This is a genomic window from Luteimonas suaedae (assembly GCF_008312895.1).
Taxonomy (GTDB): domain Bacteria; phylum Pseudomonadota; class Gammaproteobacteria; order Xanthomonadales; family Xanthomonadaceae; genus Luteimonas; species Luteimonas suaedae.
On record NZ_VSSP01000007.1, the window covers coordinates 192,096 to 211,833 of the forward strand.

Here is a 19,738-nt window from a genome sequence, read left to right on the forward strand (position 1 = left end):
CGCGCCATGCGCGCGATGCCGCGGGCATTTCACCGCCCGCGAATTCCGGCGACCAGCGCGCCTGCCGGTCCAGGATCGCGGCCTACACCAGATCCTGCCGGCACCCGCGGCATCGCGCGCATGGCGCGCTCCTACGAATGCGCATCCAGCCCCGGCAGAACCGCCACCAGACACCATCGCGGCCGCGGCATGTCTGCTCAGCGCCGCGCCTCGCTCGCCATCTTCACCGCGAACGCGGCCAGCACCGTGCCCATCAGCCAGCGCTGCGCCGCCAGCCACAGCGGCCGCGCCACCAGGAAAGCGGCAATCGACCCGGCCAGGATCGCGATCAGCGCGTTGACCATCACGCTGATCGCGATCTGCGCACTGCCCAGCAGCAGCGACTGCATCAGCACGTTGCCGTGCTCGGGGCTGATGAACTGCGGCAGCAGCGACAGGTACAGCACCGCGGCCTTCGGGTTCAGCAGGTTGGTCAGCAGGCCCATCAGGAACAGCTTGCGCGGGCCGTCCTTCGGCAGGTCGCGCACCTGGAATGGTGAACGCCCGCCGGGTTTCACCGCCTGCCACGCCAGGTACAGCAGATAGGCGGCGCCGGCCAGCCGCAGCGCGTCGTAGGCGTACGGCACCGCCATCACCAGCGCGGTGATCCCGAGTGCGGCGCAGACCATGTAGAACACGAAACCGAGCGCGACGCCGGCGAGCGAGATCAGCCCGGCGCTCGCGCCCTGGCTGATCGAACGCGAGATCAGGTAGACCATGTTCGGCCCGGGCGTGAGCACCATGCCGAGCGAGATCAGCGCGAAGGCGAGCAGCTGGGACGACTCGGGCATGTCGGCGATCCGGAGGCATGTGGCCAGCGCCAGACGTTACGCGATTCGGCCGTCGCCGTCTCCGGAATCCTGGCCCCGGGCACCGGGGTGCTGCGTTCCACGATCGCAACAGCCGGGCGTCAGGCGATCGCGGCAAGGCGCACGGCCGGAGAAGCAGACGATCCGCCGGAACAGTGCGTGCGACGGGCCCCTAGTCGCGCTTGACGCCGTGCCCGCCGAAGGCGTCGCGCAGCGCCGCCAGCAGCTTGTCGGCGAAGGCATCGTCGTCGCGCGAGCGCAGGCGCTCGAGCAACGCCTGGGTGATCACCGGCGCGGCGACGTTCAGGTCGATGGCCTCGGCCACGGTCCAGCGGCCCTCGCCCGAATCGGCCACGAACGGCGCGATGCCGTCGAGCCCCGGATTGCCGCGCAACGCATCGGCGGTCAGGTCGAGCAACCACGACCGCACCACGCTGCCCTCGCGCCAGATGTCGGCAACCTGGGCGAGATCGAAGCCGAGATCCTGCTTGCGCTGCAGGATCGCGAAGCCTTCGGCGTAGGCCTGCATCAGGCCGTACTCGATGCCGTTGTGCACCATCTTGGCGAAATGACCGGCCCCGGCGGGGCCGACGTGCCCCCAGCCGCGTTCCGGTGCCGGGGCCAGCGCCCGGAACAGCGGCGCCAGCCGCTGCGCCAGCGCGGCATCGCCGCCGATGGTCAGGCTGTAGCCTTCGTCCAGTCCCCAGATGCCGCCGCTGGTGCCGACGTCGAGCCAGCCGAGGCCGTCCTCGGCCAGCAGCGCCGCACGGCGCTGGCTGTCGCGATAGAAGCTGTTGCCGCCGTCGATCACCACGTCGCCGGGCGCGAGCAGCGGACGCAGCGCGGCGATCGTGTCGTCGACGATCCGGCCCGCCGGCACCATCAGCCACAGTGCCCGCGGCGCCGGCAGCAGCGCGACCAGCTCCGGCAGCGACGTCGCCACCTCGACCCCGCGCGCGGCCGCCGCGGTGCGCGCCGCCTCGCCCGGGTCGAAGCCGGCCACACGATGGCCCCCGCGCAACAGCCGTTCGGCCATGTTCGCGCCCATGCGACCGAGTCCGATCATGCCCAAGTCCATGCGTTTTGCTCCGACAGCGACGGGGGGCACAAGCCTCGCACAGCATGCGCCTGGACTGCATTCACACCTGCATGCGGAACCGGGCTTGTCTGGCGCTCGTCTCAAAAAGCATTTTTAGCCGCGGATAGACGCGGATCAACACGGATAAGCTGCCGGTGAGGATGCGAGAAGTCGCTTTGCATTCACTTGAACGCTTATCTGCGTTCATCCGCGTCGATACGTGGCAGATAGCTCTTGCAAGAGATGGCTTCCAGCCGGCGAGGCAGCGGAGCAAGCACCGCTCTACAAGAGAGGCCGGGTGCTGGTCGCGCCGGGCCGCTCAGTCGGCCGCGGCGCCGACGATCCGCACGCCACGCAGTTGCGGCTGGCCGTCGAGCAGGTCGGTCCAGACCACGTGGGACACGCCGCCGTGCACCACCAGCTTCGGGAAGCCGGTGGCGCGGCCGCGGCCCTGCAGCTTCGCCAGCTCGATGCGCTCGAACTCGCGCGACAGGTCGGGCGCATAGCGGGCGAGCCAGAGCGACTGGCCGTCGCCGTCCTCGCGCAGCCACAGCACCCGCACCTGCTGCGCGTCGAGCGCGATCGCAACGCGCCCCTGCACCACATCGCCGCGATCGAGCACCAGCGGTTCGCCGAAGCTGTCGCCGGCATCGCTGCTGCGCGCCAGCTTGACCTGCGGCTCGTCGCCGGCCGCGGTGTACCAGGCCACCACCGCCTCGCTGCCGCGCGCGGCGAGGTCGGGGCCGTTGACCGGGCAGGCCGGCATCGTCCAGTCGTCGGCATGCACCCGCCTGGGCGCGGTCCACACATTGCCGTCCAGGCGGGTAGCGAGGATGTCGCGGATCTCCTCGCCGGTGCGGCCGCGGTAGACCAGCAGCGCGCCGCGATCGGTCATCGCCACGTCGGTCTTGCAGCATTCGCAGGTGCGGGTGTCGACGGTGGCCTCCTGCACCGGCTGCAAATCGCGGTCGAACAGCGCCGAGCGCAGCATCATCGAGCCGCCGTGCGCGCCGTGGCCGGCATGCTCGTCGCCGCCGGTGTTGCGGCCGTCGAGCCAGGCGATGCCGAGCAGGTCGCGGCCCTGTGGCCATAGCGACACGAAACCGTGCTCGGTCGGGGTGCCGTCGTCGTGCGGCGTGATCGGCGGCGCCCAGTTGGCGCCGCCGTCCTGCGAGCGGGTCAGCACCACGTCGTAGGCGTAGGGCGCGTCGGCGGTCTTCTGCAGCCAGTGCGCCCACAGCGCGCCGTCGGCGGTGGCGAGGATGTGCGGGGTATCGGCCCAGTTGACGAACATGCGGCTGCCGATGGCGATCGTCACCGACCGGGTCTGCCAGCGCTGCTGCACCGGGTCCCAGGCGCTGAAGCGGAACAGGTGGCGGCGTCCGGGCCGCGAGTCGAGCCAGGACAGCAGCACGCGTCCGTCCGGCGCCAGCACCAGGTCCGGCGCCGTCGTGCCCGGCGTGACGGCCGGCAACGGCCAGTCGAGGATCTGGCTCGGCAGCGCCGGGTCGCCGCCGGCAGCCGCGATTCCAGGGGCGGTATCGCGATCGCCGCCGCAGCCCGCCAGGAGCAGGAGCAGCGCGGCCAACGGCGCGAAACGGCGGATTCGAGACGGCGTGACAGCGTTCATCCCGCAAGCGTAACCTGCGTCGGCGATCCCTGCCCGCGCGCGCGTCCCGTCCCACCGAACGGCCCTTCCCATGCTCGTCATCGTCGCCAGCTACACCGACCCGATCGAGGCGCAGATCGCGCGCGGCCTGCTCGCGGCCGAGGGCATCGAGGTGCACCTGGGCGACGAGCACAGCGCGTTGGCCAACTGGGAATGGCGGCTGGCGATCGGCGGCGTCAAGCTGCGGGTGCCGGAAGAGCAGGCCATGCACGCGCGGCGCGTCCTGCAGGCGCTCGACGACGGCGCCTATGCACTGGAGGACGAGACCGTCCCCGTGGTTCCCGGCACGGAGCTGCGCGCTCCGTACCGGGAGTCGCGATCGAGCCGACTGGCGTGGGCAGCATTGATGCTGCTCGGCATCCCGCTGCCGTGGCGGCGGCGCCACGACAGCGATGAAGTGGCGCGGCCGTTCTAAACCTCCGTAGGAGCGCGCCATGCGCGCGATACCGCGGGTGTCGGCAGGATCCGATGGATGCCGCGATTCCGGACCGGCAGGCGCGCCGGTCACCGGAATTCACGGGCGGTGAAATGCCCGCGGCATCGCGCGCATGGCGCGCTCCTACGGCGTCGCGGCCAACCCATCGCGATCCGGCCGCGGCTGTCAACGGCTACCGCCGGCCCCGTCGCATTGCCACAATCCCCGCTCCGCGGCGAACGGCCGCACGCCGACGGACACGATGCACGATTCCACACCCGCGCTCGCGCGCAAGATCGCCCACGCCATCGCCGACGAGATCGGCGCCCAGCCCGCACAGGCCGAAGCCGCCATCGCCCTGCTCGACGGCGGCGCCACGGTGCCGTTCGTCGCCCGCTACCGCAAAGAGGCGACCGGCGGACTGGACGATACCCAGCTGCGCAACCTGGAGACGCGGCTGGCCTACCTGCGCGAGCTGGAAGACCGCCGCGCGACGATCCTGGCCAGCATCGGCGAACAGGGCAAGCTGACCGACGAGTTGCGCGCCGAGATCGAGACCGCCGACAGCAAGGCGCGGCTGGAAGACCTGTACCTGCCGTACAAGCCCAAACGCCGCACCCGCGCGCAGATCGCGCGCGAGGCCGGGCTGGAACCGCTGGCCGACGGCCTGCTCGAAGACCCGACCCGGGTGCCGGAGGATTACGCCGCCGGTTTCGTCGATGCCGACAAGGGCGTGGCCGACGCCAAGGCGGCGCTGGAAGGCGCGCGCGCGATCCTGATGGAGCGCTGGGGCGAGGACGCGACGCTGCTCGGCGAGCTGCGCGCCTGGCTGGAGGCCCACGGCGTGATCCGCGCCAGCGTGGTCGAAGGCAAGGAAGCGGCCGGCGCAAAGTTCCGCGACTACTTCGACCACGCCGAAGCGCTGGCAAAGATCCCCTCGCACCGCCTGCTGGCCTTGTTCCGCGCCCGCCGCGAGGAATTCCTGCAACTGGAACTGGACCCGGGCACCGATCCCGAGTCCGGCAATGCCTACGCCGAAGGGCGCATCGCGCTTCACGCCGGCATCGCCGACCGCGGCCGCCCCGCCGACGCCTGGCTGCGCAACGCCTGTCGCCTGGCTTGGCGCGCCCGCCTGCACCTGCACCTGCTGATCGACCTGTTCAACCAGGCGCGCGAGAAGGCAGAGGCCGAGGCGATCGCGGTGTTCGGCAACAACCTCGAGGACCTGCTGCTGGCGGCGCCGGCCGGCCCGCGCGCGGTGCTGGGGCTCGACCCGGGCCTGCGCACCGGCGTCAAAGTCGCCGTGGTCGACGCCACCGGCAAGCTGGTCGCCACCGACACCATCTACCCGCACGAGCCGCGGCGGCAGTGGGAGGCGTCGCTGCATGCGCTGGCCAAGCTGTGCCGCGAACATGGCGTCGAACTGGTCGCCATCGGCAACGGCACCGCCAGCCGCGAGACCGACAAGCTGGCCGGCGAGCTGATCCGGCGCCACCCGGAACTGAAACTGCAGAAGCTCGTCGTCAGCGAGGCCGGCGCCTCGGTGTACTCGGCCTCGGAACTGGCCGCGCGCGAGTTCCCGAACCTCGACGTCTCGCTGCGCGGCGCGGTGTCGATCGCGCGCCGGCTACAGGACCCGCTGGCCGAGCTGGTCAAGATCGAGCCGAAGTCGATCGGCGTCGGCCAGTACCAGCACGACGTCGACCAGTTCCGCATGGCGCGCGCGCTCGAGGCCAAGGTGGAGGACTGCGTGAACGCCGTCGGCGTGCACGTCAACACCGCCTCGGCGCCGCTGCTGGCGCGCGTGGCCGGCTTGTCGCCGTCGGTGGCCGAGAACATCGTCGTGCACCGCGACGCCAACGGCCCGTTCAAGCGCCGCCGCGACCTGCTGAAGGTGCCGCGCCTGGGCGACAAGACCTTCGAGCAATGCGCCGGCTTCCTGCGCATCGCCGACGGCGACGAGCCGCTCGACGCCTCCGCCGTGCACCCGGAGGCCTATCCGGTGATCGAGCGCATCGTGCAGGCCTGCGGCCGCGAGGTGAAGCAGATCGTCGGCGACGCCTCGTTCGTGCGCACGCTGCGGCCCGAGCAGTTCACCGACGAACGCTTCGGCCTGCCGACGGTGCGCGACATCCTCGGGGAACTGGAGAAACCCGGCCGCGATCCGCGCCCCGAGTTCAAGGCCGCGACCTTCGCCGAGGGCGTGGAGGACATCAAGGATCTCGAACCGGGGATGATTCTCGAGGGCGTGGTCAGCAACGTCGCCGCGTTCGGCGCCTTCGTCGACATCGGCGTGCACCAGGACGGCCTGGTCCACATCTCCGCGCTGTCGGACCGGTTCGTCAAGGACCCGCGCGAGGTGGTCAAGGCCGGCGACATCGTCAAGGTCAAGGTGCTGGAGGTCGACGTCGCCCGCAAGCGCATCGCCCTGACCCGCCGCCTCGACGACCCCGTCGGCGAAGCCGCCCCACGCCCGCAGCGCGGCGGCGAACGCGATGCGCGCAACCGCGGCCCGCGCCCGGACCGCGCTCAGCACGCCGGCAAGGGAAGCGGCAAACCGCAGCCCGCCCCGTCCAACAGCGCCCTGGCCGACGCCTTCGCCCGCGCCAAACGCTCCTGACTGCGCTTGCCGCAAACCCCTGTTGAACATGATCGCGCCGCCCTCCGTAGGAGCGCGCCATGCGCGCGATACCGCGGGTGCCGGCAGGATCCGGTGGATGCCGCGACTCAGGACCGGCAGGCACGCCGGTCACCGGAATTCGCAGGCGGTGAAATGCCCGCGGCATCGCGCGCATGGCGCGCTCCTACGGGCGGCGGCGCGTCCGCCACGCATATGGGCGCCGGTTTTTCGTAGGAGCGCGCCATGCGCGCGATGCCGGCGCGGCTTGAACACGGGCACGACAACGAACTCGAGCACCCAAGATCAGGCCTCCCGCGCCACGACGAAGCTCCCTCGCGCCGCTTCGCGGCCCCGAACGCAGCGCAATGCGCGCGTTCGCTAGATCGTGACGTCGGCCATCCTCCGCGTCTCCTCGCTGAACTCGGCCATTTCGGCCTCCGTCAACAAGTCGTGCGCCCGGATCAATCGAAGCTGCAAAACAGCATCGGAACGGCTGAAACCATCGAAAGCTTGCGCCATCTCCCGATTGCGCTCACGGATCAATCCGTACAACTCACCGTAGCGTTCATGGGCCGTGGCACCTTCTCTTGCACAGATCTCCCGGCACTCGTCCAGGATTCGCTGCGACAGCCGCTCTAGCGCGATTGCCCGCAGCCTCTTGAAGACTTTCCAGTCGGATTCCCGGATGGTCATCGTCGTTTGGTTCTTAGAAGAAGCTGATGCGTGAATCGTACCGCGACGCGCTTGGGCCTGATGACCGTCAGCTCGCACCCGAAGATGAAACGGCCTTCCACAGCGACCAGGCCAGCGCCCAACCCAGGCAGGCCACTCCGGCGAAGGCGGTCGCCAAGGTGACCGTGATCCACAACGTGCCACGCCCGCCACCGAACGTCAGCTCCAGGTTCCCGGCCAGGGCAATGGAAACGGGAAGCCACGCAATGGCCAGCGCCAGCGAGACCCATGAGAACCCCCGGACGACGGAGCCGCGAGGACTGAGCGCGACCGCGGCGCCCGCCAGCGAACAGAGGCCCAGCGCGGCCAGCACATTGCCGATGGGCAAACCGCCAGGCAGCCGCGCCTCGAGGTACGGGGCACCGGACACGAGCGAGAACACGGCGAACGCCGTGGACCCCAAGAGCACGGCGATTGTGGTCTTTGACGTGGCCATGACTGCTACCAATCCCCGCGTGCGGTCGAGGCGTTTGCCGCAGCGAATAACAGAGCAACTGGCAGCCCGCCGGGCAGCGGCAGTTCCAGGATCGGACAAGGGAATCGCCTACTCATGCTGCAGGATGTTGACGAGCTTGCCAAACGGGTCCCGAACATAGAACCGACGAACACCCCATGGCTCGCTCTTGGGTCCATATTCGACAGGAATGCCCGCATCTTCGACTCTTCGCAGGGCTTCCGACAGATCATCCACCTCGATCGAGAGATGTGGCACGGGCGTGCCCGAGCCACCCTCCGTAGCAAAGCTGACTTGCACAGACATTTTTGCGCCGGAGCTGTAGGTGCGAATCCACCCGTGGTCCATGACCACTTCAAGACCCAGGACATCACGATAGAACGCATCTGCGTCAGCGATATCGACGTTCTCGATGTTGGCGACAATTCGTTGAACTTTCATAAGCGACCTCGACCGTTTGGGGTATCGCATTCGATGGCATCCAGGACTTCTGGACCACGACAAGGCCGTCTTGATGGATCGGCCGGGCGGCCCAGGCACACGGCCGAAGATCCGTAGGAGCGCGCCATGCGCGCGATGCCGCGGGCATTGTGCCGCCATGTAATTCCGGCTGCCGCCGCCCCCTCCGGTTCGCGGCCGGACCGCCGATGACCGGGACCGGAGACGTCGCCGGCATCGCGCGCATGGCGCGCTCCTACGAAGCAGAGGCGCACGACTGTGGTCTCCCGCAATCGGGCGAAGCAGCTCAAGCAAGTGCCCTTCGTCCCTGACATCATTCCTGCCGAGAACAAGCCTATATCCCCAGAAGCCGCGGCGACGGACCGAGTCCGCTGCCGCGTGAGTTAGGCAACCGATCCGGCGACCCCACGGGTTTACGGTTTACCGACGCCGACGATCGACCACCAGCCTGCCATCCCGGAAGACCATGACCACGCTCCGGACCGCCGTGATATCGCGGAGCGGGTCCCCGGCCACCGCCACCAGGTCGGCGGCACGTCCATTGGCGATGGCGCCGATCCGGTCGGACCGCAGGACCTTGGCCGCCTCGCTGGTCGCCCCCTTCAGCGCATCGCGAGTCGTGAGCCCGCTACCCACCAGGAGTTCCAGCTCTCGATGAACACCGGCTCCGAAGGGGACCCCCGGCATCCCCGCGTCGCTCCCGACGGTCACGCGACCGCCGGCCGCACGATATTCGCCGACCCTTCGCTGCAACTGCCGCAGGATCTCGGGTGGAATGACCACCGCCATGACGGTCAACGTGGGCGAGATCGGCATGTCACGCCCCACCAGTTCGTCCAGGATCTGCGGGGGCCAGCCCCCCAGCACACCCCGGGCCTCCAGGTGCTCCAGCCCGTCGACACCGGCATCGAGCACGTCCTCGAGGTCTTCGAGCGTGCCCCAATGCGCGATAACGGGAAGGCCATGTCGGTGCGCCTCGGAGACGATCGCGCGAAGCACTTCGAGCCTGATCGGTTCCAGGGGGTATTCGGGCCGCCCTCGCTCCTGGACGACCTTGATGAGATCGACACCCCGGTCACCGCCGGCGAGTTCGCGCACGGCGGCCCGGGCCGCTTCTGCGGTGGACGGGAGCCGGACGACGCCCGAGTCGGGCTCGACCCCGAAGGTCGCCACGGGATGCCCCCCCGGCGTCGTGAAGATGGGGCCGGCGGCGAAGATGTTCGGCCCTTCGAGTTCGCCATCCCGGATCGATTGGCGAAATTCCAACACCCATTCGGTTTCGTCGCCGAGGCTCCGGACCGTGGTCACACCATGTTCCAGCAAGGCCCGCCGCCTGCCGGGGAAGAAGCGCATCCAGTCGGCGACCAGCCTCGGGAACATCATCGCGCCCGGCCGTTGGTCCGCCTCGAGCGCCGGCGATCCGAGGTGGACGTGGAGATCGATCAGGCCGGGCATGAGGGTGTACCCGCTCACGTCCAGGACGGTCGCCTCCGGCGGGACATCGACGTCCTCGGCGTCTCCGACCTGGACGATCGCGCCCTCCCGGATCAGGACGGTGCCGTTCCTATGGGGTTCCAAGCCCTCGCCGACCAGCACGGTGGCGCCGACCAGGGCCAGATCTCCCTCCTGCGCGGCCCCGGCCCTGTAGAGCGTCGCAAAGAAGAAGACGATACCGGCGACCACCAGGATCGCGACGGCGCCGAACGTGCAAAGCGCGATCCGACCGAGTAGCGACATGAGCCGTCGTTTCTTCAAGGGGCGTTCCGCCAGGTGCGACATTCTCAGCCAGGGATGGGCCGCCAACGCCCAATTCAAGCCGAGCCGCGAAGCGTCTTCGGGGCGAACGAACCGGACTGCTATGCAGCGGCCATTGCCTCGATCTCAAGCTTCCATTTGGGATCCAGCAACCGACAGCAGATGACAGTCAAGGACGGCTCATGGGCGCCTAGATGCTTGATCCGCATCTGCACGTTGGCCTCATCGTACATCGGGTCGGCGAGATAAGTGCGGAGGGAGACGAGATTGCCCAGGTCCATATCAGCCGATTGAAGCAGCGTGCGAATGTGGCCCCAGATGATCTCAGCTTGTTCCTCAAACGAGTCCGGCATGGTCGTGCCGTCGGCCAAATAGCCATTGAGGCCACTGATGATCAAGAGCCTCGAGTCGCCACGGATCTCGGTGGCATGGCTGTAGCAGCGATACTGCGGGAACAGGCCAGCTGGATTGTGCGTAATCACGGGCATGTGATTTGCTCCTTCAAATTGCGGCGATGTGGGGCAATGGCCCTTGAAGCGATCTTTGCCATCTAGTCCGTCACGGACATCCTCGCCTCTCCATTGTCGCGCGAAAGCGAAGGACGGCTCATAACGCGCGATCCTAGAGATGGGGCCTACCAACACCCATCACGCTCCAGCCGGTGCCGTGATCGTAGGTCGAGTTTCGCGCAGGATGGATAGAATGTTCTCCATAGCAAAGCTTCCTGAGGATGGAATCCGGGCGCAAGTGCCAGCTGGCCCAAGCAAGCGGAGAGTCTCCGTTCATGTCCTTCGCATCGATGAGCGCACCTGCTTCGATAAGCAGATCGACGGCCATTTCGCTACCAAAAGCAGCTGCGCGGTGGAGTGGCGTTTCAGCCTTGGTTCTGCAATCTCGCATGAACCCGCCAGTTTCGACGCCAGGCCTGGTCGCACGGTTTGGATTTGCACCATTTGCCAGAAGAACCCTCAAGACGAGATCGTAGGCGGGCCGATTGGCTTTGCACAGCGCTGCGTGCAGGGGCGTTTCTTCGGTGGCGGGTAGCGGATGATTCACATCTGCGCCGTTCTCGATCAAGAACTGGCATAGAGGCCAGTGGCCGTGAAATGCGGCCTCGTTCAGGCCAATGTTCTCGCCTAGTGATTGCAGGGATTCGCCCTTCTCGAGCAGGAACCGTATCGCGCTGACATCGCCGTAGTACGCACACCAACTGATGAGGTGCACGCCGTTTCGATCCGTGGAGGCCGCAGGGTGCCCATCCGAAACGTATTCGAACACCAGATCGGTGCGCCCGTCCGAGATTCGATCGAGGATGTTGCTGTTCATGGGTTCCTTCCAGTGAGTTGGCCTCGCGCCTGAGTTTATCCCCGCCGCGAAACGGCGTCAGCTTGAATGAATGTCAGGCGACACCCGACAAGGCGCCCTGTGCACTACTTCAACCTCTCAAGCCGCCCTTTACGCCGCACTCTACTTTTGTAGCCCCACTGAATCTCCTTTGCTTTTTACGCCACCGTTTCAACCCAGCCTTGTTTATGTTTGACCGGATGGCACTTACTTAAGGTCCTTTTGCCTATTTGCGTGGGCATGCAAGGCATCAACCGGGCGGTTCAGGCACACGGCCGGAGATCCGTAGGAGCGCGCCATGCGCGCGATGCCGCGGGCACTGTGCCGCCATGCGATTCCGTCTACCGGCGCGCCTTCCGGTTCGCGGCGGGACCGCCGACGATCGGGACCGGAGACGTCACCGGCATCGCGCGCATGGCGCGCTCCTACGAAGCAGCGGCGCATGACTGTGGTCTCCCGCAATTGGGCGAAGCAGCTCAAGTAAGCGCCATTCGTCCCTGACACCACTATCTTCCTCGACACCCGGGCGCTGCATGCGCCGATGGAGCGAGGTCGCCAGGCACACCCCGACGAACCGGAAATCAGGTGGCTTTCGCCTTGGCCCGCAGCGACAGGCAATAGCCGAACGTCACCGCGATCCCGATGATGACCGCGCCGGACCCGACCACTTTCGCCACCGGGATCGGAGCGAACGCCCAGAGTCCGGCATAGACGAGTCCACTCAGCACCATGGACCAGCCCCCCACCCGCTTGACCTGGCGGATCCTGGCGCTTGGGGCGACGGCCTTGGGCATCCGGTTGCCCATCCAGGCGATCATGAGCCCGTTGAGGCCGATCACTACCCGGGTGGTCGTCTCGCCGTCGATGTAGCCCAGCTTGCGCGCGTAACTCGCGCCGAGCGCCACGGCGACGATGCCGAGGGCCCAGGCGAAGTATCCGATCAATTCTCTGTTCACCGCGGAACCTCCTTCTTGTTCTCCGGTTTCGGCGCTTTTGCGCCCACGCCGACGGAGTGGACGAAGCCCAGCAGCGCTTCCTCGAGCACCGAGAGCTTCAGGTGGTAGATGACGGACTTGCCGGCCTTCTCGGCGTGCACCAGGTCGGCCTCCTTCAGCACGGCGAAGTGCGCCGACATCGTCGGCTTGGACACGTCGAACCGGTCGCTCAGCTCGCCCGCGCTCATCGGCCCGTCGCGCAGGAGCTGGAGCACCCGCCGGCGGGTGGGATCGGAAAGGGCTTTGAACACCTGGCTCATATTGCGATGATTAGCTAATTATCGAAATGTGTCAATGGGGATGTTCTATCGTGAGCACGCCACAAGGGGGGGACGTACGTAATTAAGGGGGCGTATCCAAGTTAATTCCTCCGCCCCTTAAGTTGCTCGTTTCAAAAACGTAAAGAAACAAGGGCGACTCTCCTCATAGAAGCGCATGGCTTGGGCGATTGACGGCACCCAAGGTTCGCAGTATCGTCTTTTAATCGTAAAGAAACAGAAGCTTCCGTGCCCCGTCCGCCCTCCGCCACTGTCGCCGACCTGATGGCCTTGCTCATCAGCGGCGAGGCGGTGCCTGCGTCCCGCCTGCTCCAGGCGTTGGGCGTGACCCGGCCCGTGCTCTCGCGCCTGGTCAGGGAAGCCGGCGACCAGGTGCTGCGGACCGGACGGGCGCGGGCCACGGCCTACGTCGCGCGCGCCAGCACCGATGCCGGCGGCGCCTGGCCGCTGTGGCGGATGCGGCCGGACGCCACCCTGGAGGAGTTGGGCACCCTGTACCTGCTGCGCGGCGAGCGGTTCCAGTTCCTGCCCGAAGGCGAGCGGCCGAACCTCACCCGGCCGGTCGAAGGCGTGCCGGGCCACTTCCCCGGCCTGCCCTGGTTCCTGGATGACCTGCGGCCCCAGGGCTTCCTCGGTCGCAGCCTGGCCCATCGGCGCGGCCCGCGGCTGGGCGTGCCGGTGGATCTCAACCGCTGGCAGCTGCGCGACAACCTGCTCGCCATGACCCTCACCGGCGGCACCGCCATCGGCGACCTGCTGCTGGGCAGCCGCGCCGTCGAGCAGGCCCTGGCGGATCTGGACGCGCCCTCCGACGCCGTGGCGGCCGGTAACCGCGCCGCCCGCTATCCGCAGTGGGCCGAGGCCGCGCTTGCCGGCGAAGAAATCGGGTCGTCGCCCGGCGGCGAGCAGCCCAAGTTCACCGCCACCGTCGCCACCACCGGCGGGCGCTACGCCGCGCTGGTGAAGTTCGCCGTTGCCGGCGACGACCCGGCAGCGCGGCGCCGGATCGACCTGCTGGTGTGCGAGCACCTCGCGCTGCAGTGCCTGCGCACGGCCGGCATTCCCGCCGCCCAGGCCGAGCTGATCGAGACCGGCGGCCACCAGTTCCTCGAGGTGGAACGCTTCGACCGGACGCCCGACAGCCTCGGCCGCCGCGGTTTCGTCTCGCTGCTGGCACTCAACGGCGCATTCGTCGGCGACGACGGCCGCGACTGGAGCCAGGCCGGCGAACAGCTGGCCGCGCTGCGCTGGATCGACGACGCCACCGCAGCGCACATGGCGGTGCTGTACTGGTTCGGCCGCCTGATCGGCAACAGCGACATGCACCCGGGCAACCTCGGCTTCCGCCTGGTCGATGAAGGGCCGCTCACGCTGACGCCGGCCTACGACATGCTGCCGATGTACCTGGCGCCCTCCCGCGCGGGGGTGGTGCGCCCGGCGGTGCCGGTCGAGCCCGGCGTCCCGGAGCGTACCGGTCAACGGGACCACATCGCGCGCGCGGCAGCGATCGCCGGCGCCTTCTGGGAGCAGGTGGCCGGCGACCGGCGCATCGGCTCCGAAGCGCTTCGCGGGCTGGCCGCGCGCAATCGCGATGCGGTGGCGGCGTTCGCGCGGAGGTTCGCGGCGCCATCCAACACCCCCCCGGCGGCATGAGCCGGGCGTCTACCCGAGCGGGTGCCGGGGCAAACCACCGAATCGAACGCTTGCAGCCGTGGATCGCCGCGCTCGGCAGCGTGCTGCTGCATCTGCTGGTCCTGCTCGTCGCGATGCTGTCGCCCCCGATCACCATGTCGAAGCCGCAAGGCGACGCCGCCGGCGGCAGTCGGGTGGAGGTGAACTTCATCGGCGAGAGCCCGCCGGAACCCACGCTGACGCCACCCGACACCGCGCCCGCGAGCGAACCCGCCGAGGCGGCCCCCGCAGCCCCGCGCATCCAGACCACGCAGGTGGCGCAGGCCGAGGACCCGCTGCCCGCCGACACGGCGGCCACTTCAAATGCTCCGACCCCTTCCCGCATCCCCCGGCCCGCGCAGCGCCCGGCCCCACCGGCCCCCGCCACAAGCCCGCCCCCGACCAGCCAGCGCCGCTCGCCCACCTGGGGACAGCCGCCGGGCATGCTGGTCGAAGACCACGCCCCGGTGAACGCGGGGCCGGCCCGCAGCCCCGCCGCCGAAAGCGGCCGCAGGTACAACGCGTCCGGCTCCGAACCCAACCTCGAGGTGGGCGGCTACCAGGTCGTCTACGACCTGCGCAGCGAGACCCGCCTGCGCGCTTGGCGCGACCAGGGCATGACCGAACTCTTCCTTCCCTTGCCGGGCACGCGGCAGTACATGGTCTGCCCGCTGGAAACCGCGCTGAAGCGCGAATCCGGCCCGTGCCGCCTACTCGCGCCGAACGACCCGGAAATGGCGAACATCGGCGACGCGCGCGAAGTCATCACCGTGCAGCAGGTCTATCGGCGCGGGGAAAGGGTCTGGACCGGCCCGAGGCCGTACCGATGAGCCCGGAGCGCGCGGAGCGGCGAGACGCCGATGACGTCGATCAGGCGCAAACCGCCTTCGCTTGGGCGTGCTGGCGGCTGGTCTGGCACCGACACGCTTGAAGTCGGTCCATCCCGAGATTAATGTATCCGTTAACGTTTCCGTGGTCTGGAGCCCGTCATGACCATCACCAGTGAAGACATCGTGCCGCTGAACAAGGTGCGGGCGTCGTTGACCGCGCTGGCCGAGGAGGTGCGTGGGGGGCGCGAGAAGATCATCACCCGCAACGGCGAGGGCTACGTGGCCCTGGTGGATGCGCGCAAGCTGGATTACTACCACCGCCTGGAGCGCGAACTGCTGCACCAGGATCTGCTGGGCGATGCGGTGAAGGGGCTGGAGGACGTGCGCGAGGGCCGCACCACCACGCCTGCCGAACTGAAGCGCAAGTTGGCGCGCAGGCTGGCGAAATAGCCGGAAGGCGGGGCGTGCGCTTTCGGTTCACGCAGCAGTTCGAGTCGACGCTACAGCAGGCGCTGGATTTCCTGCTGGATGGCGATGCGCCCGACGCCGCGTCGCAGTTGGCCGACATCGTGCTGGAACACCTGCCTGCGTTGCTGCGCGAGGACCCGCGCATCGGCCGTGATTTCATGCTGCGTCGTCCCGCCACCGCGCAGGCGCGGGCGTTGCACGAACAGGTGCGCGTGCGGCTGGGCGCTGCGGGCGAGGTGCGCGAGTATCTCCTCGGCGATTACCTGGTGCTGTATGCCATCGAGGGCGACACCGTCTACGCCATTTCCATCCGACACCATCGTCAATCGGGATTCGCCCTGTGAACGGGAACCACCGGAGACAATTGAGGCGCCGGACCCATCGTGAGTGCCTCCGCCTCTGTACTGGAATCTTCCCCTTTAACTGGTCCAGGTCGCTATTCAGTGGCGGGTGACGACGATCGGCTCCCCGCTGGTGATGATCATCGTGTGTTCGTATTGCGCCGACAGGTTGCCGCGCCCGCCCACCAGCGTCCAGCCGTCGGTGGCCTCGCTCACCAGGCGGCTCCTGGTCGATAGGAACGGCTCGATGGTGATGACCATCCCGTCCTGCAAGATGCGCTGGTCGGTTGGATCGAAGTAGCCGGGAATGTTCTCGGGCGCCTCATGCAGCGCGCGGCCGACGCCGTGGCTGCCGAGGTTGCGGATGATCCTGAAGCCGTGATGCTTGGCGGTCCGCTGGATGGCGGCGCCGATCGCGTTCAAGGGGCGGCCCGCGCGGGCCTGCTGCATGGCGTGGGTCAGGGCGGCGCGGGCCGCGTGGCATAGGCGCGTCTTCTGCGGGCTGGCCGGGGGCACGACGATCGTGCTGCCGGTGTCGGCGAAGTAGCCATCCAGCTCGGCGGACACGTCGACGTTCAACACGTCGCCAGGGCGGATCACCCGCTCGCCGGGAACGCCGTGTGCGGCCTCTTCGTTGATGCTGATGCAAGTGAAGCCCGGGAAGTCGTAGACCAGCTTGGGCGCCGAATGCGCACCGTGCCGCGCCAGCAACCGCCCGCCCAGCGCATCCAGCTCGCGTGTGGTCATGCCCGGCTCGGCGGCTTCGAGCATTTCCCCGAGAACGGAGGCGACGATCCCTCCGATGCGCTGCAGCGCTATGACATCAGCTTCGGTTTCGATGGTCATCTGGATTCCTTGTCGGCGCCCCTGAGACTACCCGAGGGCTTCGTGCTTGCACCAGCTCGGCACTCCGCTCCACCGGATCGAATGGTCGAAGCCGCGCCCGCAGCGTCGGGCACCCAGAAACGGAGACGGAGGGAACTGGGCCACCACATCCCGGTGAATTCCCTCCGTCCCCTCTGTGCGCGTCTACGCCAGCGCCAGCGCGTCCGCGCCCGCCGCGAAGCGCAGGCGCCCGGTGGCGTCGCTCGCCGCCTGCCACACGGCTTCGGCCACGTCGCCCGGCTGGGTAACGGCCTCGAGTTGCGAGAAGCCCTCGAACACCTTGTGCGCGAATGGCGCGTAGGGCTCGGTCACCAGCCCCCGCATGCGCTCGGCGCCGTTGTCGGCGAAGCGCGTGCCAGGGCAGTAGCCGGGTTCGACCAGCTTCGCGCGCAGGCCGAATTCGGCCAACTCCAGCGCCAGCGATCCGGTAAAGCCCTCGATCGCGGTCTTGCTGGCGGTGTACGCGGCGACCAGCGGGAACGGCGCCAGTGTGGCGCTGGAGGTGACGTTGACGATCGTGCCCGCGCCGCGTGCGCGCATGCGCGGAATGGCCGCCTGGCACATCGCCATCGTGCCGAAGGTGTTGGTCTCGAAGATCTCGCGCACGGTGGCCATCGGCGTCGCCTCGAAGGCGCCGAACAGGCCGAGGCCGGCATTGTTGACCAGCACGTCGATCGGGCCTGCGGCCTCCAGCGCCTCGGCGATGCTGGCGGTGTCGGTGACGTCGAGCGCCAGCACGCGGATGCCGGCCGCGCCGTCGAACAGCCCGGCGCGGGGGCGGCGCATGGTGGCGACGACCTGCCAGCCCTGCGCATGGAAGTGGCGGGCGGTGGCCAGGCCGTAGCCGGACGAGCAGCCGGTGATCAGTGCGGTCTTCATGGGTGACTCCCTGGTTGGTTTGACGGGGAGGCCAGCGTGGGCCAGGATCATCGGATGATCGATAGTCAAATGTCCGTATTTATTTAGCAGAAGTCCGAAGATGGCCGATCCGCTTTCCCAAGTCGTCGGCCTGCTGCGCCCGCGGGCGGCCTTCGCCAATGTCATCAGCGGCAAGGGCCGCTGGGCGGTGCGCTATGCCGAATACGGCAGGCCGAGCTTCTGCATCGTGCTGGCAGGCGGCTGCCGGCTGGCCGTCGACGGCCACCCGTCCTTCGACATCGGCGCCGGCGATTTCGTCCTGCTGCCCGCCACCCCGGCCTTCACACTTTCCAGCGACGATCCGCCTGCGCCGGTGCTATGGGACGCCGACGCCCTGCCCAGCGACGGCAGCGAAGTGCGCTACGGCGACGCTGGCGGTGCCCCCGACATGCGCTCGCTGGGCGGCGCCTTCCTGTTCGCCAGCGCCGACCCGGTGCTGCTGGTCTCGCTGCTGCCGCCGGTGGTGCACGTGCGTGGCGCCGCGCGGCTGTCGCAACTGGTGGCGATGGTGGCCGAGGAAACCACGCAGCCCCGGCCGGGCAGCGAGTCGGCGCTGTCGCGGCTGGTCGAACTGTTGCTGATCGAGGCGATGCGCGCCACGACCGCGGGCGACGCACCGCCGGGGCTGCTCAGGGGCCTGGGCGACGAGCGCCTCGCCGTGGCCCTGACCCGGATGCACACGCACATCGACCGGCCGTGGACCGTGGCGCAATTGGCCAGTGCCGCCGCGCTGTCGCGCTCCAGCTTCTTCGAACGCTTCACCCAGACAGTGGGCGTCGCCCCGATGGAATACCTGCTGGCCTGGCGCATGCAGATCGCCAGGCAATTGCTGCGCCAGGGCGAACTGCGCGCTTCGGAGATCGCCGAGCGCGTGGGCTACGGCTCGAGCAGTGCGTTCAGCGTGGCGTTCCGGCGCCATGTCGGGCTGGCGCCAAGCGCCTATCGAAAGGGGGCGGCGGTCATCGAGTAGGACACGTGCTTCATGTGCTCATACACATGTCCTCTATCAGCGTTATAGGCAATAGCGATTTCGCTCTCAGCGAACCTGGACGTCAGTGCAGATGCCACTCTGGAACCAAGCTTCGGCAACCAGCCGCCTGCCTGCCATTGGGCAACATCTCGACCATGATCCATGCCGCCAAAGAACGTGCACGGCCCTGCTTTGGTGACAATGTATTTGATGTCCTTCCCGATGAAGTCTCTGCCTGGCTCAAACAAAGAGCGAAGAGCCAATTCGGCCTTCTGGCGACGCCTGCGACGGCAGGCTAGCAAAGTGCCAAGCACCAGCACGAGAAGGATTGAGATGGCGTACACGATGCCTAACGCCTGAGTTAAGCCGAGCCGCGAAGCGGGTTCGGCTTGAATGAATTGTTAGCCAGCAGCGCCTTGCTCATTCTTGAGTTGCCTATTGGAATGCCCATGACAGCTAACGTCTGACGCTCATCTATTAGGAACCCATGCTTGGTAAAGAACGTCTCTGCTGAGAGGCTCACATGAGCAGATAGCTGCAACAACCCACGCTTGGCCGCAACTTCATGGATATGCTGCATAAGTGCGCTTCCAATGCCTCGCCCAGGAAAATCTCCTGATACGAAGAAGTGATCAATGTAGCCCGACTCTTGGAGATCCGCGTAGCCAGCTACTCGACCGCCAATTGTTGCAACGAACGGACGCAGGGCGGCGATCTTGCTTATCCACTTCTCCTGGTCGTAAGCAGCAGGTGCCCAGGCATTGAGTTGTTCTTTCGTATAGAAGTCGCAGGCGAGCGTATGAACGGACGACATGAATACACGTCGAAGTTCCGTTTCCTCGCCTGAAATGAAGTCGCGAATGAGCATGTTCTGCTGACTAACACCTGAGTTAAGCCGACTTGGCCCGCGTAGCGGGACAAGTTCGGCTTGAACGAACTGTTAGGCGCCAAGGATTGCCAAACTAAGTGCGACATCCGAGACCCCCAATAACAGAGAGGTGAGCTGGC

21 protein-coding genes are annotated in these 19,738 nt (G+C 67.7%); 7 read left to right on the plus strand and 14 right to left on the minus strand.

The features are described 5' to 3' along the window. Positions 1 to 197: 197 nt before the first annotated feature. The 3 genes from FXO19_RS12395 to FXO19_RS12405 all read right to left on the minus strand — a co-directional run bounded on the left by FXO19_RS12395 (position 198) and on the right by FXO19_RS12405 (position 3,556). Positions 198 to 830: a LysE family translocator gene (locus FXO19_RS12395; protein WP_149195414.1), complete on the minus strand. Its 633-nt coding sequence runs from the start codon at positions 828 to 830 to the stop codon at positions 198 to 200. Positions 831 to 1,020: 190 nt separating this feature from the next. Next, a complete protein-coding gene (gnd, locus tag FXO19_RS12400) occupies positions 1,021 to 1,926 on the minus strand; it encodes a phosphogluconate dehydrogenase (NAD(+)-dependent, decarboxylating) (RefSeq protein ID WP_149195415.1) in 906 nt (301 codons plus the stop codon). Positions 1,927 to 2,245: 319 nt separating this feature from the next. Continuing rightward, a complete protein-coding gene (locus tag FXO19_RS12405) occupies positions 2,246 to 3,556 on the minus strand; it encodes a sialidase family protein (protein ID WP_149195416.1) in 1,311 nt (436 codons plus the stop codon). 70 nt (positions 3,557 to 3,626) lie between these two features. Between FXO19_RS12405 and FXO19_RS12410 the strand changes: the two genes are divergently transcribed. Next, positions 3,627 to 4,010, plus strand: coding sequence for a putative signal transducing protein (locus FXO19_RS12410; RefSeq protein ID WP_149195417.1), 384 nt, complete (start codon positions 3,627 to 3,629; stop codon positions 4,008 to 4,010). Positions 4,011 to 4,272: 262 nt separating this feature from the next. Next, positions 4,273 to 6,630, plus strand: coding sequence for a Tex family protein (locus FXO19_RS12415; RefSeq protein ID WP_149195418.1), 2,358 nt, complete (start codon positions 4,273 to 4,275; stop codon positions 6,628 to 6,630). Positions 6,631 to 7,008: 378 nt separating this feature from the next. On the opposite strand, the gene FXO19_RS12420 is transcribed toward FXO19_RS12415, so the two are convergent. From FXO19_RS12420 to FXO19_RS12455, 8 genes are all read right to left on the minus strand, one after another. Further along, positions 7,009 to 7,323: a peptide ABC transporter substrate-binding protein gene (locus FXO19_RS12420; RefSeq protein WP_149195419.1), complete on the minus strand. Its 315-nt coding sequence runs from the start codon at positions 7,321 to 7,323 to the stop codon at positions 7,009 to 7,011. A gap of 67 nt (positions 7,324 to 7,390) precedes the next feature. Beyond that, complete coding sequence (locus FXO19_RS12425) at positions 7,391 to 7,798, minus strand: hypothetical protein (RefSeq protein WP_149195420.1); 408 nt, start codon at positions 7,796 to 7,798, stop codon at positions 7,391 to 7,393. A 108-nt stretch (positions 7,799 to 7,906) separates the two neighbouring features. Then, a complete protein-coding gene (locus tag FXO19_RS12430; RefSeq protein WP_149195421.1) occupies positions 7,907 to 8,257 on the minus strand; it encodes a VOC family protein in 351 nt (116 codons plus the stop codon). Positions 8,258 to 8,695: 438 nt separating this feature from the next. Then, a complete protein-coding gene (locus FXO19_RS12435; RefSeq protein WP_223115498.1) occupies positions 8,696 to 10,030 on the minus strand; it encodes an amidohydrolase family protein in 1,335 nt (444 codons plus the stop codon). Between the two features lie 101 nt (positions 10,031 to 10,131). Continuing rightward, on the minus strand, positions 10,132 to 10,518 hold the full coding sequence (locus tag FXO19_RS12440) for a RidA family protein (protein WP_149195422.1): 387 nt from the start codon (positions 10,516 to 10,518) through the stop codon (positions 10,132 to 10,134). Positions 10,519 to 10,651: 133 nt separating this feature from the next. Further along, entirely contained in the window at positions 10,652 to 11,356 is a 705-nt protein-coding gene (locus tag FXO19_RS12445; RefSeq protein ID WP_149195423.1) for an ankyrin repeat domain-containing protein, read from the minus strand. Between the two features lie 599 nt (positions 11,357 to 11,955). Continuing rightward, positions 11,956 to 12,330: an ammonium transporter gene (locus FXO19_RS12450; protein ID WP_187775765.1), complete on the minus strand. Its 375-nt coding sequence runs from the start codon at positions 12,328 to 12,330 to the stop codon at positions 11,956 to 11,958. Beyond that, on the minus strand, positions 12,327 to 12,629 hold the full coding sequence (locus FXO19_RS12455; RefSeq protein WP_149195424.1) for an autorepressor SdpR family transcription factor: 303 nt from the start codon (positions 12,627 to 12,629) through the stop codon (positions 12,327 to 12,329). The genes FXO19_RS12450 and FXO19_RS12455 overlap by 4 nt, the downstream gene beginning before the upstream one ends. Positions 12,630 to 12,875: 246 nt before the next feature. On the opposite strand from FXO19_RS12455, the gene yjjJ reads away from it, so the two are divergent. The 4 genes from yjjJ to FXO19_RS12475 all read left to right on the plus strand — a co-directional run bounded on the left by yjjJ (position 12,876) and on the right by FXO19_RS12475 (position 15,960). Beyond that, a complete protein-coding gene (gene yjjJ, locus FXO19_RS12460) occupies positions 12,876 to 14,300 on the plus strand; it encodes a type II toxin-antitoxin system HipA family toxin YjjJ (RefSeq protein WP_255516397.1) in 1,425 nt (474 codons plus the stop codon). 50 nt (positions 14,301 to 14,350) lie between these two features. Further along, positions 14,351 to 15,148, plus strand: coding sequence for a type II toxin-antitoxin system RelE/ParE family toxin (locus FXO19_RS12465; protein WP_255516398.1), 798 nt, complete (start codon positions 14,351 to 14,353; stop codon positions 15,146 to 15,148). A 159-nt stretch (positions 15,149 to 15,307) separates the two neighbouring features. After that, entirely contained in the window at positions 15,308 to 15,598 is a 291-nt protein-coding gene (locus FXO19_RS12470; RefSeq protein WP_149195426.1) for a type II toxin-antitoxin system Phd/YefM family antitoxin, read from the plus strand. A gap of 14 nt (positions 15,599 to 15,612) precedes the next feature. Next, positions 15,613 to 15,960 (plus strand): type II toxin-antitoxin system RelE/ParE family toxin, encoded by a 348-nt coding sequence (locus FXO19_RS12475; RefSeq protein WP_187775766.1) that lies wholly within the window; start codon positions 15,613 to 15,615, stop codon positions 15,958 to 15,960. Positions 15,961 to 16,056: 96 nt separating this feature from the next. Here the strand turns inward: FXO19_RS12475 and map are convergent, their stop codons facing one another. Continuing rightward, on the minus strand, positions 16,057 to 16,803 hold the full coding sequence (map, locus tag FXO19_RS12480; protein WP_149195428.1) for a type I methionyl aminopeptidase: 747 nt from the start codon (positions 16,801 to 16,803) through the stop codon (positions 16,057 to 16,059). Positions 16,804 to 16,986: 183 nt separating this feature from the next. Continuing rightward, positions 16,987 to 17,721 carry an SDR family oxidoreductase gene (locus tag FXO19_RS12485; protein ID WP_149195429.1) on the minus strand — a complete coding sequence of 245 codons (735 nt, stop codon included), beginning with the start codon at positions 17,719 to 17,721 and terminating at the stop codon, positions 16,987 to 16,989. A gap of 100 nt (positions 17,722 to 17,821) precedes the next feature. Between FXO19_RS12485 and FXO19_RS12490 the strand changes: the two genes are divergently transcribed. Further along, a complete protein-coding gene (locus tag FXO19_RS12490) occupies positions 17,822 to 18,730 on the plus strand; it encodes an AraC family transcriptional regulator (protein WP_187775767.1) in 909 nt (302 codons plus the stop codon). Positions 18,731 to 19,091: 361 nt separating this feature from the next. On the opposite strand, the gene FXO19_RS12495 is transcribed toward FXO19_RS12490, so the two are convergent. After that, complete coding sequence (locus tag FXO19_RS12495; RefSeq protein ID WP_149195431.1) at positions 19,092 to 19,598, minus strand: GNAT family N-acetyltransferase; 507 nt, start codon at positions 19,596 to 19,598, stop codon at positions 19,092 to 19,094. Positions 19,599 to 19,738 lie beyond the last annotated feature (140 nt).

Coding starts and splice junctions, on each gene's coding strand:
- FXO19_RS12395 (WP_149195414.1), bottom strand. CDS start 830: ATGCCCGAGTCGTCCCAGCTGCTCGCCTTCGCGCTGATCTCGCTCGGC.
- gnd (WP_149195415.1), bottom strand. CDS start 1,926: ATGGACTTGGGCATGATCGGACTCGGTCGCATGGGCGCGAACATGGCC.
- FXO19_RS12405 (WP_149195416.1), bottom strand. CDS start 3,556: ATGAACGCTGTCACGCCGTCTCGAATCCGCCGTTTCGCGCCGTTGGCC.
- FXO19_RS12410 (WP_149195417.1), top strand. CDS start 3,627: ATGCTCGTCATCGTCGCCAGCTACACCGACCCGATCGAGGCGCAGATC.
- FXO19_RS12415 (WP_149195418.1), top strand. CDS start 4,273: ATGCACGATTCCACACCCGCGCTCGCGCGCAAGATCGCCCACGCCATC.
- FXO19_RS12420 (WP_149195419.1), bottom strand. CDS start 7,323: ATGACCATCCGGGAATCCGACTGGAAAGTCTTCAAGAGGCTGCGGGCA.
- FXO19_RS12425 (WP_149195420.1), bottom strand. CDS start 7,798: ATGGCCACGTCAAAGACCACAATCGCCGTGCTCTTGGGGTCCACGGCG.
- FXO19_RS12430 (WP_149195421.1), bottom strand. CDS start 8,257: ATGAAAGTTCAACGAATTGTCGCCAACATCGAGAACGTCGATATCGCT.
- FXO19_RS12440 (WP_149195422.1), bottom strand. CDS start 10,518: ATGCCCGTGATTACGCACAATCCAGCTGGCCTGTTCCCGCAGTATCGC.
- FXO19_RS12445 (WP_149195423.1), bottom strand. CDS start 11,356: ATGAACAGCAACATCCTCGATCGAATCTCGGACGGGCGCACCGATCTG.
- FXO19_RS12455 (WP_149195424.1), bottom strand. CDS start 12,629: ATGAGCCAGGTGTTCAAAGCCCTTTCCGATCCCACCCGCCGGCGGGTG.
- FXO19_RS12470 (WP_149195426.1), top strand. CDS start 15,308: ATGACCATCACCAGTGAAGACATCGTGCCGCTGAACAAGGTGCGGGCG.
- map (WP_149195428.1), bottom strand. CDS start 16,803: ATGACCATCGAAACCGAAGCTGATGTCATAGCGCTGCAGCGCATCGGA.
- FXO19_RS12485 (WP_149195429.1), bottom strand. CDS start 17,721: ATGAAGACCGCACTGATCACCGGCTGCTCGTCCGGCTACGGCCTGGCC.
- FXO19_RS12490 (WP_187775767.1), top strand. CDS start 17,822: ATGGCCGATCCGCTTTCCCAAGTCGTCGGCCTGCTGCGCCCGCGGGCG.
- FXO19_RS12495 (WP_149195431.1), bottom strand. CDS start 19,598: ATGCTCATTCGCGACTTCATTTCAGGCGAGGAAACGGAACTTCGACGT.